A 13,517-nucleotide genomic window follows, 5' to 3' on the forward strand; every position below is an offset into this window, starting at 1 on the left:
GAGGTAGGTGGTGAAGTTGCTCGAATGAGAGCGAATCGGTCGAGTTTGCCCGAGGTAGGTGGTGAAGTTTGGTATGTCAACACTTAATTAGACAACTTTTTAAAGGTTTGATAATTTGTATTCTTGTGGCGATAAGTAACCGAGCGACCCGTGAATACGAATCTTATTGTACCAATTAACGTAATCAAACAGTTCAAGGTCCAGTTCTTTCTGATGTTCAAAAACACGGCCATTAATCAATTCTGTTTTAATCGTTTTAAAGGTAGCTTCTGCTACAGCGTTGTCGTATGGAGTGCCTTTATTGCTTAAAGAGCGTTTGATACCAAAGGTATCTAGTGCTTTGTCGATGAGATGATTTTTAAATTCACTTCCCCGGTCTGTGTGGAATAATTTAAGACGAGTTAAATTGTACGGAACCGTTGAAAAAGCGCGTTGAACTAACTCCGCGGTCTTATTTGGACCAGAGCTGTACCCAATAATCTCACGATTATATAAGTCTACCAGAACACAAATATAGTGCCATTTTTGTCTTACGCGCACATAAGTTAAGTCACTGACAATAACAGTCAATTCCTTCTCTTGATTGAATCTTCGATTCAGTACATTAACTGTTTCAGACTCATTAACGGTCGATTTACTTGGTTTGAATTGAGCAATCGTATATTTAGAGAGTAGACCTTGTTCTTTCATGATTCGACTAATTCGACGACGTGAGACTTGCCAGCCCAGCTTTTGGAGTTCGACTTTTATTTTTCGCTGACCATAAATGTTATGACTAGCTTTAAACACCTGAACAATTAACTGTGTTAGCTCTTCTTCTTGATGATCACGTTGTTTCGCTTCGTAATAGTAGGTGCTTCTTGAGATTTGCAGGACTTCGCACATTGCTGATACCGAGTATTTGTGAAGGTTATTCCGAATCACATCTACTTTCGTCCCATTATCAGCGCTGCTTGTTTTAAAATATCGTTCTCCATCATAAGACGTTGATTTTCTTTACGGAGCTTTATTAATTCTGTTTCTTCAGGCGTACGATTATCTTTTTCTTGAAATGAACCAGATGATTGGTGTTGACGAACCCATCTGTCCAAGGCCGAAGGCGTCAGATCATATTCTCTAACAATATCTGCCCGAGGCTTTCCAGCTAAATGCAGTTGAACAACTTGTTCTTTAAAGTCTTTAGAAAACGATCTTCTCTCTCTTTTAGTCATGATGTTTTTCCTCCGTTGTGATTTGACTTAAGTGTATAAGACCTTATAATTATTGTCCAACTTAGTGTAGCCTATCCAGTTGCCCGATTGAAAGGGAATCGGTCGAGTTAGCTCGAGGTAGGTTGTGAAGTTGCTCGAATGAGAGCGAATCGGTCGAGTTAGCTCGAGGTAGGTTGTGAAGTTGCTCGAATGAGAGCGAATCGGTCGAGTTAGCTCGAGGTAGGTTGTGAAGTTGCTCGAATGAGAGCGAATCGGTCGAGTTAGCTCGAGGTAGGTTGTGAAGTTGCTCGAATGAGAGCGAATCGGTCGAGTTTGCCCGAGGTAGGTGGTGAAGTTGCCCGAACGGAACTGAATCCGGCAAGTTCTGTGACCATTTCTTTAAAAGTAGCCCAATCGATTCCACTTTCTGGAAAGTTGAAAGAGCAACTAGAGAGGAAGTTGCCCGATCGAAGGGGAATCCAAAAAGGTTGAGCGAGATAGCAATGTATGTTGACTAGTACGAAAAGGATGTGAGAAACTAGGGTAGCGAAAATAGGCAAATCTACCTGTGATTTCTCTATATACTATTGAAAAGAAATGCAGAGCATTTCTTTCATTATTTCACTTTGTATATCGAAGGGCATTCTTTAAACGGTGCTGCAAAGTCAACGCTTCTTGCAGACAGAGTATGCGCAGATCTATCCGGGTCTAAACGCCTGTTGTCTTACTCTCATTTCTTATTAGTTAAAAAAGCATTAAATATACACAACGGTTTACGGAAATCGTTGCAACTAAAAATATAAAGAAGTAGAATATAGTTTAACGGACAAAAAATGTCTAGATATCTCAATGAGAGTAGGTTTAGATACATGACGAAAGATACGACCCATCAAACAGAAGCCAAACACACAATCAAACCAAAAGATGATACACAGAATAAAATGGTCAGCGGATCTGCCTGGATGACCGCAGGAAGCATGACATCTCGGTTACTCGGAGCATTATACATCATTCCATGGATGGCATGGATGGGGAATTCGCAGACAGCCGATGCGGCAAATGCTTTATTTCAAATTGGCTATACACCGTATGCTTTTTTCTTAAGCTTAGCTACAGCAGGTGTGCCCTCAGCAATCTCTAAACAAGTTTCTTATTACAATGCTTTAGGTGAATATGAGATCAGTAAAAATATTTACAAAAAAGGTCTACAGATCATGGCTATTAGTGGCTTAGTTTCCAGTATATTACTTTTTGTACTCGCACCATTTTTCGCGGCCGGAAGCCCATCAGCTTCTGTAGCTGACAGTACAGCTGTCATTCGTTCACTCACACCAGCGTTACTGTTTATCCCACTCATGAGTGTGACACGTGGATTTATTCAAGGTCATAATACAATGGCACCGTCAGCGATATCACAGATCATCGAACAGATCGCTCGCGTTTCCTTCATGTTGGTCACTGTTTACCTCGTCCGGGTAGTGTGGGGCGGCTCAGTTGTACTAGCAGTAGCAATGTCAACTTTCGCTGCTTTTATCGGAGCACTATTTGCTTCCGGTTATTTAGGCATGAAGCTGAAAAAGCAACAGACAGCTCTCCGCTATACAAAAGAAGAAAGTGCCAACGCCATAGAAATTTCCACTAACCAATTATTAAAAAGTATCATCAAAACAGCTATCCCTTTTATTATCATCGCAACAGGAATCATCTTGTTCCAATTTGTCGACCAGTTTACTTATCAACCCATAATGGAGCGCGTTTCCACAATGGATGGTCTAGAAATCCAACGAACTTATGGAATTTCACAAGCTAATGCACACAAACTCATTATGATCATCATTTCCTTTGGAACAGCTATGGCAATAACATCGGTACCGCTAGTCAGTGACTTGATTGCAAAGAATGACATGAAAGGCGTCCGGCGTCAATTCAGCACGAGCGTACAACTCTTATTTTTCTTGATGTTTCCAGCTGCAACCGGCATGGCCGTATTGGCAGGACCATTGTACACAGTATTTTACGGATACAATGAATTTGGGACGACGATCACGCAAGTTTCTGCTTATATGAGTATTTTCTTGGCAGGGTATGCCTTGTTTGGGAACTCTTTACAAGCAGCAAATAAAACACGTCCCGCGATCTATGCCTTGTTGATTGGATTAGTAACAAAAATCGTCTTACAATATCCATTCCTAGCCATGTTCAGCACTTATGGCATGCTTTACACGAACATGATCGGATTTGGTGTGACCGGATTCTTGATGTTGCGTATCATGCACAAAACCATCCACTTTAACATTGCCTATCTTGTGAACCGCATTATTTTGATCGCCATTTTATCTGGGATAATGGGTGGTGCTACACTGTTAGTCAGAGAAGCAATGAACTTAGTCATTTCGCCAGAGCGCCGCTTGGGAGCAATGATAACGATCATCGCTGTCGCTGTAGTTGGTGTAGCGACGTATGTCTATCTAGCCGTAAAAACGCGCCTGGCTGATCGCTTGATCGGAACCAAAGCGCAAAGCATTCGCAATAAATTGCATATCAAATAATCTTAACGAACGGGTCGTGTAGAGAAGCAACGGATCACCAGATAATGAATCAACTAAACAAGATCAATAAAAACTAGTGAGCAGTCACTAGTTTTTTCTGTAAAACTGAAAGGAGCATACAAATGCGGATCGATAAACTATTGGCACACACAGGTTTTGGTACACGGAAAGAAGTCAAAAAGCTGTTGAAAAAGAAACTGGTCACAATAAATGGAGAAGAGATAACCGATCCCAAAACACACACTGATCCAGAAAAGGACACTGTTCTCTTTGACGGAGAACCGGTAGTCTATCAAGAATACATTTATTTCATGTTAAATAAACCAGCCGGACTGATCAGTGCAACGGAAGACGAACTGCATGAGACAGTGATCGACATACTCGAGCCCCATGATACGCTACAGGAACCATTTCCTGTTGGCCGACTAGACAAAGATACGGAAGGGTTGCTGTTGCTGACAAATGACGGGGCGTTAGCGCATGCACTCCTTTCCCCCAAAAAGCATGTGGACAAACGGTATGAAGCACTCGTCTCTGGAAAGGTGACCCAGGAAGATGTCACAGCATTTGAAGCAGGTGTGGTGCTGGAAGATGGCTATCAAACGATGCCGAGTCAATTACGTATTCTTTCTGTGGACGAAGAAAAGGAAGAATCGCGAGTAGAAATCGTTATCCAAGAAGGAAAATTTCATCAAATCAAACGGATGATGGAAGCAGTGGGAAAAGAAGTGGTTTATTTGAAGCGGTTGACCATGGGACCGTTAGAATTGGATCCAACATTGGAATTAGGACACTACCGCGAACTGACAAAAGAAGAAATCGATTTGTTGCGAAATCGATAAAATAAGTAAACAGATCCGAATACAGCATCGTGAAGTGGTTGTCGGAACTGCTTTTTGAATACGTGTTAGAAAATCAAGTTCACGAAATAGAAAAAGGCCGGGACAAAAGTCCCAGCCTTTATTTTTTTTTGCACAATTTTTACAGGAATCAGAACAGACTTTTACAGCTTTTCTATAGTGTCTAGTTTCTTCTGCCCTGACCCGGCATAAAAAAAGAAATCTTCACCCCATTGCGCAAGATGCTCATTCAGGGGTGAAGATTCTATTTTTTATGGGGTCAAAACGGGTAGGAGAAACTTTTCTTTCTTGTCTAGCTGTCCAAGTCTTGACTCCGTGTAAAAAAGATCCCTTCACCCCATTGCGCAAGATGCTCATTCAGGGGTGAAGGGCCTATTTTTACAGGAATCAGAACAGACTTTTACAGCTTTTCTATATATAATATTTTGCGAAGAAGCCGATGAGGACACCGAGGACGAGGACGAATCCTGTCAGGGTAAGTAATTGTTGGTTCTTTTTTTCTTGTTCTTTTCGTGCAGTAGATTTGGCTGCTTCGTCTTTGGGTGTAAAAAAGAATAAGGCTAAAGGAACCAGTAGAAATATCAAAAAGAAAAATTGGTAATAGCCTTGATAGCCGATCAATGCACCCGCAAGTAAAGCTACCAGCCAAATGGCGGAAATAAGTTTGTTCATACAATAAACTCCTTCATTAGTCTCCACCATAGTATACTAAATATTTCCATTGGAAGAAAGAGGCTTATACGTACGGAAGTGGTTTATTCTCGTAGCCTTTCATTGTTTTCGGGATACGTTGGATCAATTGACTCGGAATGATGACGTATTGTTCATTGTTCATCAAATCAGCAATACGACTATGCAAATAAACCGCTGTTATCAGCGCTTTATCCTTATCGTCAAATTGATGCAGAAAACCACCGATCATACCGGCTAAAGTATCGCCCATACCACCGGTAGCCATTCCCGGGTTCCCGGCACTATTTCTCCATACCTGATTTTTCATGTAAATTTCAGTTCGAGCCTTTTTCAACACGACGATCGCATTCAATTTCTTTTGTATCTCTCGATTGGCTGTTTCATTTTCATTTTTAGGAGAAAGCCCACTCAACTTTTGCCATTCGCCCAGATGAGGCGTTAAAATAACTTTGGCTTTTGTTTCGGGTAGATCGTTTTCGGCAAAAAGAGAGAGTGCGTCACCATCAATAACTAGAAATTGGTGTGCAGACATATTTTCTCGAACGAGACTAAGCAAATCCAGTTCGTGCGCTTTTCGACCGAGACCAGGTCCGATGACAATGGTGTCCATAGAAGAGAGTTTTTCTTCCACAGCTTTCAAATCAGATGAATCGACAAACATGGCTTCGGGTAAACGACTGTGTAAAGCCGGTTTATTTGAAGGATGTGTAGCAACGGTGACTAATCCCGCTCCGCTATATACTGCGGCAGAAGCCGATAAAATGATGGCGCCACCCATCTGTTCATTTCCACCAATGAATAAAACTCTCCCGAAATCGCCCTTATGACTATCCTTTTGTCGTGTGGGAATCCATTCTCTCACCATAAAGTTCTTGATCTCTTTCATATATAAAACTCCTTTCATCCAGTACCTAATGAATCCGTTTCCCTTTCTTCTAGTATAAGAGGAATGCGGCGGGATTGTCACTTAGAAAGCCATCGAATCTTTGTTTTTTTAAAAGCAGCCATTACCAAAGAAAGAAAGTCACCGCAGAATAAGGGGAATCTGGTACTAGATAGGGGGACGTATGATATAGTTGATTCATATAGACTTACGAAATGATAAATTTACTATTCAACAGACGGAACAGCAGATTTCACTAGCGCAAATAAGTTTGTTTGGTGAAAAATAGAGGAAAAGAAAGTTTAAATCAGAGGAGTGGAATAAATTTGAGAAACAAATTAAGGAAATCCGCAACAGATAGATCTTTATATGGTGTTTGTGGAGGTATAGCTGAGTATTTCGGGATCTCTTCTTTTGCTGTGAGATTAATTTTTATCTTCTTACTTGTACCGACGAATATCATCATCTATATGATTCTTGCCAATACGATGTCAGCTAGTCCTCCGTCATTATAAAGTTACATTGGATCCACTTGTTTGTTCGTTAAATAAAAGCCTGTACAAGAGTAGAACTTCGAAAAATGGAGAGTTCTATTTTTTACACAAAATCAGCAAATAGCTTTGACCAAGCCTAAAAAAGAAAAGAGAACTGCCCTATCTTTTGTATTGATTAAAAAAATGGTATGATAAAAAGGTGAAAAACAAATGAGAAAAGGGAGTTGGAAGCATGACAAATCAATCTATTGATTGGAAAAAAGAAGCGGACAAACGAAAAGACGCTTTTCTAGAAGATTTATTTACTTTATTGAGTATCGACAGTGTGCGTGATGATGACAAAGCTACTAACGATGCGCCAGTTGGTCCTGGACCCAAAGAAGCATTGGAAGCTTTCTTGAAAATCGGTGAAAGAGACGGATTTCAAACAGAAAACTTTGCGAATTTAGCTGGTCATATGGAATATGGAGAAGGCGACGAAGTGATGGGCGTGTTAGCGCATGTAGACGTTGTCCCTACTGGAACCGGTTGGGAAACAGAGCCCTTTGAACCGGTCATCAAAGAAGGTCGGGTCTATGCACGTGGTGCCAGTGATGATAAGGGCCCAGGTATGGCTGCTTACTATGCATTGAAAATCATCAAAGATTTAGAGTTGCCTGTATCAAGAAAAGTTCGCTTTATCATCGGAACCGATGAGGAAAGTGGTTGGAAAGGAATGGATCACTATTTAAGCGTAGTGGATGAACCCGATTTCGGATTTTCACCTGACGCAGAGTTCCCGATCATTAACGGCGAAAAAGGTAATATCACTATATACCTAGAATTTAAAGGCAATACTGAAGGTGGAAAAAGTAAACTACTTAGTTTCCAATCCGGCTTACGTGAAAACATGGTCCCTCAAGATGCCATCGCAATTTTTGAAACACCAAAAGCAGATGAAGTAGAAGCTGCATTCCATGCATTTACTTCGGATAAACCTGTTCATGGAACAGTTGGTGTCGATGGAAATAAAGTGACGATCGAAATGGTCGGGCAATCAGCTCACGGTAGTCATCCAGAAGCTGGAGTGAACTCCGCGACTTACCTAGCAACTTTCTTGACGGATTACAATTTTGGTGGAGATGCACGTGCTTTCTTAGAAGTAACGGCACTTTACTTACATGATGATCCTGAAGGACATAAATTAGCTGTTGCTGTCGAAGATGCAGTAATGGGCAAATTGTCTTCAAATCCAGGTGTGTTTTCCTTTACAGCTGATGAAGGTGGAAAAATCTCTGTCAACTTCCGTTACCCACAAGGAACAACAGAAGAAGACGTAGAAGAAGCTGTTCGTCAAAAAATGAGTCAATACCCAGTCGAACTATCTAAGGGCAAAGGAAAAGTTCCCCATTATGTTCCTGCAAATGATCCACTCGTTCAGACACTTTTAGGTGTGTACGCACGTCAAACAGGTTTAGAAGCACACGAACAAGTAATCGGTGGCGGAACATATGGCCGCTTGTTAAAACGTGGTGTAGCATATGGAGCCATGTTCCCAGACAGCATAGACACTATGCACCAAGCAAATGAATTCATGGCGATAGACGATTTAATGAGAGCCATGGCCATTTACGCAGAAGCCATTTATGAACTGATCAAATAAGGACAGAAGTGAAGGAGGATGACAGATGGATTGGATGATCGTCTTCTTGTTTTTGGGAATAGGTTGGCTCTTTTCAAAAGGAAAGGGCGCCAACTTGATTGCTGGGTATAATACATTACCTAAACGTGAAAAAGAAAAATACGATACTCAAAAGATGACCAAAACAACAAGCAAGTTGATGTTCATCTATGCCTTCTTGACCTTTGTGTGGACAGTTGGCATAAGAATGGACTGGATGGGCTTGTTTTGGATGGCTTTTGTCCTCTTTATTCTCGTTACGCTTGCCTTTTTGATCTATTCGAATACAAATGAGCGGTTTAAAAAATAAACAAAAAGCGCCTTTCCAATTTGGAAAGGCGCTTTTTGTTTATAGAAATACGATTAAAAATAGTTATTCATTCACCATAGAATCATCCACAGTGAGGTAGTCGTCTTCTTCTAAAACGATATGGCCGGATTCATAGGCTCCGCCATCGATTGTGAGATAGACACGTTCCGCACTGTAGTACTTCCCGAGAGAGTTGGCCAATCCTTGTAGGATCATACTCTCGATACCAGCCCCCGCATTCATATCAGCAATAAAGTCCTCTGACAAGTCGACGTAGACATAACCGTCTTCATTTAAATACAGTGTGTTGATAGTGGTATTATCGGAGATCATTTTGAAATCGTTTGGTCCCAAAGGTGATTGCAACAAATCAGTAGCGGTCTCGCGGAAAGATTCGTTGGTACTCATTTCAAACTCCATCATTTCTTCTTCCAAACCGAGTGCTTGTTCATCCAAATAATAAAGTGGGATCGTATAGGTTTCTGCAGCATCTTCTTCGATAACTTCTAGACGGGAGTAGATGCGATTCTCTTCATCCATTTCAACGTTGTGCTCAGCTTGAACGAGTCCAACATCTGGAGCGTAGTAGAAACGAGAAATCGACTCATCTTGCTGTGTAGTTACTTCCAAGGCCTCATATGAACCGGAAGGTGTATCTACAGTGACCTCTAAAGCAGTGATTTCAGACTGCGAACCGGATGGACTTTCCCAACTGGTCCCCACTTCGATAGGTGCCTGCAAACGGATTTCGAGCGACTCCGAATCCAAAGTTTCCGGATCCTCTGCGATAAAGTTTTGACGGTAATAGACTTCTGCGCGTCTGAATACTTCTTCTGCCTTTTCTTCGGTCAAATGGAGCACCGTGACCATTTCTGTGCCGCCGTTATTTTCAGTGTATTGAATATATTCTCCTTCGATGTATTGCGGAAAATGAGTGAAACTAGCGTACTCATTTCCGGTTCCTTCATAACGATGGAGGGTATTTTCTGCAACAGGGAAGTAGTCTAGAATAGAAATCCTATCGTCAGTTTCCTCAGTTGTATCAGTTGATTCCGTTGTGTCCATCGAATCCGTCGTGTCACTCGTATCCATACTGGTATCTATCGGTTCATCATCAGCAAAGAGCGAACAGCCACCAAGTAAGAGGACTGAGCCTGAAAAAATGAGTAAATGCGGAATTTTTTTCATCAGTGAACCCTCCTTTTAAGTCTTGTTATGTGTAACCAATAATAGAAAATGATCTGATTGTAATTGACTCGCATATTCTTCTAGAAGTTCTGCTTCAGATGGATAATCTGTTATTAGAGGAATATCTGTTTGTAGCTGGAACGCATTTTTCATCTTTTCATTTACGATGAGGTGAAATCTATCAGTCGGATAACCTTTCATCACAAACGTGTCATAAGCGCGAATAGCATCCTTGAAATCATCATAATATCCGTGTACAACACTTTCCATTCTCATCATCCTTCCAGAAGCCAGAGTATTGTTTTCTACTGATCGATTAGTTGGAAGCATAATCTTTTGCAAGTGCCCGCTCGTAAATTCTACGGCTGACCTCCAACGTTTGATCGCCTCTTTCAGAAATAGCTGTATTGTTGTGTTTTTCAAGCTGACCGACTAAAAAGTCGATATCCGATTTTTTCACATCTATTTCCTGTAAAGTGACAGGCATTCCGATGCTGCGAAGGAAGGAAGCCGTTTGTTCGATAGCCGCATCAACTTTTTCTTCATCGCTGCCCTCGTGAATATGCCACACACGTTCAGCATACTGGATCAATTTGTCGTGTTTTTCTGTACGACGAATATCCATTAAAGCAGGTAAGATGGCAGATAACGTACGGGCATGGTCGGTGTGGTTCAATACTGTGATTTCATGTCCCAATCCATGAGCAGCCCAATCTCCTGGTACTCCGCGTGAAAGAATGCGATTCAAGGCCATAGTAGCTGTCCACATATAGTTGGCACGCAAAGTGTAGTCATGATTATCTTCATCGACAACTTCCGGTCCGATTTCGATCAATGTCTGCAGTAAGCCTTCCGAAAAGCGGTCTTGAACCATTCCACCGACTGGATAAGTGAGGTATTGTTCAATAATGTGCACAAATGAATCAGTGATCCCATTGGCCAATTGACGCTTAGGTAAGGTGTATGTCAATTCGGGCTCAAGGATAGAAAATACTGGATAGACTTTTTCATGTTTGAAACTGATTTTTGCCTGCTTTTCTTTGATCGTGATGACAGATGTTTCATTCATTTCGGAACCCGTTGCTGGCAATGTTAAAATGGTGCCCAATGGGATAGCATCTTCAATAGGCAAACCTTTTCCGACACCACTGGCAAAGATATCAATGGGATCTCCAGCAAATTTGGCAGCTGCTGCAATGAATTTTGTTCCATCGATAACACTTCCACCACCGACGGCTAATAAATAATCGTAGCCCTCTTTTTTGATGACATCGACCGCCCGCATACACGTTTCAAAAGTCGGATTGGCTTCGATACCGCCGAACTCTCCAAACGTATACCCACTTAAAGCTTCTTTCACACGGTCAAGCGTTCCAAACCGTATAACACTTCCGCCACCATAGGTGATCAATATTTTTTTATCCTTCGAAATCAATTCCGGCAACTGTTCGATTTGATCTTTTCCAAAAATGATTTTCACCGGATTATAAAATGTAAAATTGGCAATTTCTGTTTGCATGCATGAGCACTCCTTTGTTGTTTTGATTACTTTTAGTATAGCATATGTACACCTGTAATCGAATTCAAACAAATTTAATTGTGCACAATCTTTTTCTTTATAAAACAACAGAAGTTGTGGTAAACTATTAAAAGAAGCATGAGCGTTCAGAAGAACAGTTTTTACGCTTATTTTTTGAAATCAAACCGAAAAAGAGCGGCCTATTTTTTTGCCTGTTTTTTATAAACATAGTACTAAACAGCAGAAAGTCAGGCAGCTTTTCAATAGGTAATAGACTAAAGAGGTGGAATATGTTTTTAGCATGGAACGAAATCAAACATCAAAAAACGCGGTACATATTGATCGTAGGAATCGTTGTGCTGGTTTCTTATCTCGTGTATTTTTTAACGGGACTGGCTTATGGACTAGCTATGGAAAATCGTGTGGCGATCGATCAATGGGAAGCAGATGGGATCGTCTTGACCGACGAATCCAATACGAATGTGGATATGTCGATGCTTGTATTAGAAGATACAGAAGTAGTGGAAGCTGAAGAAGCAGCCGAAATTGGCGTGACACGAAATGTTGTCCGCAAAGAAGGCGAAAGTGGAGATGAAGCAAAAGTAAATGTGGCCTTTTTCGGAATAGATCCCGACGATTTTTTAATGCCGGAAATAACAGAAGGCGAGGCCTTCACAGATCTCTTTGATGTCGTTGCAGATATCAGCCTAAAGGAGCAAGAAGGCGTTGAAATCGGGGATACATTGAAATTGGCAGGAACCGACAAAGAGGTCACTATTGTCGGCTTTATTGAGAACGCCCGTTACAGTGTCAGTCCCGTCCTTTACACCGACTTCGATACCTATCAAGAAGTCCGGTACAGTCAAACGGAATTGCCACCGGAAACGATTTTGAGTGCGGTCGTATACCGCAACGGCGGGGAAGCCATCAATGAGGCAGAATTGGAAGAAAACGATCTGGTTTCTTATCCTATTGAAGATTTCATTTGGAAATTACCCGGATATAGTGCGCAGATTTTGACATTCGGTGTCATGATCGCATTCCTGATCGTCATCGCCGCAGTCGTTATCGGGATTTTTGTGTACGTCTTGACTCTGCAAAAATCCAGCTTGTTCGGCGTCATGAAAGCACAAGGAATTTCGACACGCTACATTTCCAAATCCGTAGTCATCCAGACATTTGTCCTTGCTACAGCCGGTGTATTTATTGGCTTGACGTTGACTGTCGCTTCAGGGCTCATCTTGCCGGCAGCCGTCCCTTATAGCAACAATTTCCTTTTCTTTGGAGCGATCACAGCTTTACTGATCATTGTTGCAGTATTAGGCGGATTATTCTCCGTACGGACCGTTGTCTCAATCGACCCACTGGATGCCATAGGATAAGGAGGAAACACATGAAAGCCATAGACGTAAAAGACGTAAACAAATCGTTCAAAGTTGGACGTGAAATGAGAGAAATACTGAAGCCAACAAATTTTTCCGTTGAAGAAGGCGAATTTGTAGCAATCATCGGTCCTTCTGGTTCAGGTAAAAGTACCTTGCTCACCATTATAGGAGGACTCCAACAGCCCGACAATGGAGAAGTACTGATTGCAGACAAACCGTTCAGCAGTCAAAAAGAAAAAGACCGTGCCAAATTACGCTTTGAAGAAGTCGGATTCATCTTACAAGATTCGAACTTAGTCCCGTTCTTAACTGTTGAAAAACAATTGAAGTTAGTCAACAAAGTCGAAAAAACACGCTTCGATAAAGAGCGCAGTGACGAACTACTGGATGACTTGGATATTATGCATTTGAAAGACAAATATCCAAGTGACCTATCCGGAGGCGAACGCCAACGCGTTGCCATAGCGCGTTCCCTGTACCACGATCCTTCTGTCATCCTAGCCGACGAACCCACAGCCAGCCTGGATACAGAGCGCGCTTTTGAAGTTGTTGACATACTGGCACGCGAAACAAAAGAAAAAAATAAAGCCATCATCATGGTCACCCATGACACCCGCCTCATTGACCGCTGCGACACCGTTTACGAAATGAACGACGGCGTCCTCAGCATCAGAGAGTGAAGCTTTGCGCTAAGAAATGAGGGGCTGGAGCACGTTTTGGAAGATACTGTTTTTGAAATAAGTAGAAGCTGGGACTGTTGTCTCAGCTTCTTTTTGTTGGTGCGCC

The 13,517-nt window shown here is 41.7% G+C and carries 14 protein-coding genes; 8 read left to right on the forward strand and 6 right to left on the reverse strand.

The genetic code is table 11. The features are described 5' to 3' along the window. Nucleotides 1-99 precede the first annotated feature (99 nt). A protein-coding gene (locus tag H626_RS0110135) for an IS3 family transposase (protein ID WP_156883317.1) occupies nucleotides 100-1,211 on the reverse strand; the annotation gives its coding sequence in 2 pieces (ribosomal slippage) (nucleotides 100-956 and nucleotides 956-1,211; 1,113 coding nt in all). A gap of 291 nt (nucleotides 1,212-1,502) precedes the next feature. Between H626_RS0110135 and H626_RS0110145 the strand changes: the two genes are divergently transcribed. The 3 genes from H626_RS0110145 to H626_RS0110155 all read left to right on the forward strand — a co-directional run bounded on the left by H626_RS0110145 (nucleotide 1,503) and on the right by H626_RS0110155 (nucleotide 4,581). Continuing rightward, complete coding sequence (locus tag H626_RS0110145) at nucleotides 1,503-1,682, forward strand: hypothetical protein (protein ID WP_027109263.1); 180 nt, start codon at nucleotides 1,503-1,505, stop codon at nucleotides 1,680-1,682. 377 nt (nucleotides 1,683-2,059) lie between these two features. Beyond that, a complete protein-coding gene (locus H626_RS0110150) occupies nucleotides 2,060-3,739 on the forward strand; it encodes a putative polysaccharide biosynthesis protein (protein WP_027109264.1) in 1,680 nt (559 codons plus the stop codon). Nucleotides 3,740-3,861: 122 nt separating this feature from the next. Then, nucleotides 3,862-4,581, forward strand: a complete 720-nt coding sequence (locus tag H626_RS0110155) for a pseudouridine synthase (RefSeq protein WP_027109265.1) — start codon at nucleotides 3,862-3,864, stop codon at nucleotides 4,579-4,581. A gap of 429 nt (nucleotides 4,582-5,010) precedes the next feature. Here the strand turns inward: H626_RS0110155 and H626_RS0110160 are convergent, their stop codons facing one another. Next, nucleotides 5,011-5,271 (reverse strand): hypothetical protein, encoded by a 261-nt coding sequence (locus tag H626_RS0110160; RefSeq protein WP_027109266.1) that lies wholly within the window; start codon nucleotides 5,269-5,271, stop codon nucleotides 5,011-5,013. Nucleotides 5,272-5,335: 64 nt separating this feature from the next. Further along, nucleotides 5,336-6,178, reverse strand: a complete 843-nt coding sequence (locus tag H626_RS0110165) for an NAD(P)H-hydrate dehydratase (RefSeq protein ID WP_027109267.1) — start codon at nucleotides 6,176-6,178, stop codon at nucleotides 5,336-5,338. Nucleotides 6,179-6,453: 275 nt separating this feature from the next. Here H626_RS0110165 and H626_RS11400 point away from each other — a divergent pair, with 275 nt between their 5' ends. The 3 genes from H626_RS11400 to H626_RS0110180 all read left to right on the forward strand — a co-directional run bounded on the left by H626_RS11400 (nucleotide 6,454) and on the right by H626_RS0110180 (nucleotide 8,639). Next, the gene (locus tag H626_RS11400; protein WP_245570097.1) at nucleotides 6,454-6,690 is read left to right on the forward strand and encodes a PspC domain-containing protein; all 237 of its coding nucleotides are present in this window, start codon (nucleotides 6,454-6,456) and stop codon (nucleotides 6,688-6,690) included. A gap of 211 nt (nucleotides 6,691-6,901) precedes the next feature. Continuing rightward, nucleotides 6,902-8,311: a dipeptidase PepV gene (gene pepV / locus H626_RS0110175; RefSeq protein WP_027109268.1), complete on the forward strand. Its 1,410-nt coding sequence runs from the start codon at nucleotides 6,902-6,904 to the stop codon at nucleotides 8,309-8,311. A gap of 25 nt (nucleotides 8,312-8,336) precedes the next feature. After that, complete coding sequence (locus H626_RS0110180) at nucleotides 8,337-8,639, forward strand: DUF3784 domain-containing protein (protein ID WP_027109269.1); 303 nt, start codon at nucleotides 8,337-8,339, stop codon at nucleotides 8,637-8,639. Nucleotides 8,640-8,702: 63 nt separating this feature from the next. Here the strand turns inward: H626_RS0110180 and H626_RS11125 are convergent, their stop codons facing one another. The 3 genes from H626_RS11125 to H626_RS0110195 are packed head-to-tail and all read right to left on the reverse strand — an operon-like array spanning nucleotide 8,703 to nucleotide 11,346. Beyond that, on the reverse strand, nucleotides 8,703-9,827 hold the full coding sequence (locus H626_RS11125) for a GerMN domain-containing protein (RefSeq protein WP_051237946.1): 1,125 nt from the start codon (nucleotides 9,825-9,827) through the stop codon (nucleotides 8,703-8,705). Between the two features lie 15 nt (nucleotides 9,828-9,842). Next, nucleotides 9,843-10,097, reverse strand: coding sequence for a hypothetical protein (locus H626_RS0110190; protein ID WP_027109270.1), 255 nt, complete (start codon nucleotides 10,095-10,097; stop codon nucleotides 9,843-9,845). Between the two features lie 46 nt (nucleotides 10,098-10,143). Beyond that, nucleotides 10,144-11,346, reverse strand: coding sequence for an iron-containing alcohol dehydrogenase (locus H626_RS0110195; RefSeq protein ID WP_027109271.1), 1,203 nt, complete (start codon nucleotides 11,344-11,346; stop codon nucleotides 10,144-10,146). 290 nt (nucleotides 11,347-11,636) lie between these two features. On the opposite strand from H626_RS0110195, the gene H626_RS0110200 reads away from it, so the two are divergent. Both H626_RS0110200 and H626_RS0110205 read left to right on the forward strand, forming a co-directional pair. Further along, nucleotides 11,637-12,728, forward strand: a complete 1,092-nt coding sequence (locus tag H626_RS0110200) for an ABC transporter permease (protein WP_027109272.1) — start codon at nucleotides 11,637-11,639, stop codon at nucleotides 12,726-12,728. An 11-nt stretch (nucleotides 12,729-12,739) separates the two neighbouring features. Continuing rightward, a complete protein-coding gene (locus tag H626_RS0110205) occupies nucleotides 12,740-13,411 on the forward strand; it encodes an ABC transporter ATP-binding protein (RefSeq protein ID WP_027109273.1) in 672 nt (223 codons plus the stop codon). Nucleotides 13,412-13,517: the final 106 nt, after the last annotated feature.

Source organism: Lacticigenium naphthae DSM 19658 (assembly GCF_000425865.1).
GTDB lineage: Bacteria > Bacillota > Bacilli > Lactobacillales > Carnobacteriaceae_A > Lacticigenium > Lacticigenium naphthae.

Coding starts and splice junctions, on each gene's coding strand:
- H626_RS0110145 (WP_027109263.1), top strand. CDS start 1,503: ATGAGAGCGAATCGGTCGAGTTTGCCCGAGGTAGGTGGTGAAGTTGCC.
- H626_RS0110150 (WP_027109264.1), top strand. CDS start 2,060: ATGACGAAAGATACGACCCATCAAACAGAAGCCAAACACACAATCAAA.
- H626_RS0110155 (WP_027109265.1), top strand. CDS start 3,862: ATGCGGATCGATAAACTATTGGCACACACAGGTTTTGGTACACGGAAA.
- H626_RS0110160 (WP_027109266.1), bottom strand. CDS start 5,271: ATGAACAAACTTATTTCCGCCATTTGGCTGGTAGCTTTACTTGCGGGT.
- H626_RS0110165 (WP_027109267.1), bottom strand. CDS start 6,178: ATGAAAGAGATCAAGAACTTTATGGTGAGAGAATGGATTCCCACACGA.
- pepV (WP_027109268.1), top strand. CDS start 6,902: ATGACAAATCAATCTATTGATTGGAAAAAAGAAGCGGACAAACGAAAA.
- H626_RS0110180 (WP_027109269.1), top strand. CDS start 8,337: ATGGATTGGATGATCGTCTTCTTGTTTTTGGGAATAGGTTGGCTCTTT.
- H626_RS11125 (WP_051237946.1), bottom strand. CDS start 9,827: ATGAAAAAAATTCCGCATTTACTCATTTTTTCAGGCTCAGTCCTCTTA.
- H626_RS0110190 (WP_027109270.1), bottom strand. CDS start 10,097: ATGGAAAGTGTTGTACACGGATATTATGATGATTTCAAGGATGCTATT.
- H626_RS0110195 (WP_027109271.1), bottom strand. CDS start 11,346: ATGCAAACAGAAATTGCCAATTTTACATTTTATAATCCGGTGAAAATC.
- H626_RS0110200 (WP_027109272.1), top strand. CDS start 11,637: ATGTTTTTAGCATGGAACGAAATCAAACATCAAAAAACGCGGTACATA.
- H626_RS0110205 (WP_027109273.1), top strand. CDS start 12,740: ATGAAAGCCATAGACGTAAAAGACGTAAACAAATCGTTCAAAGTTGGA.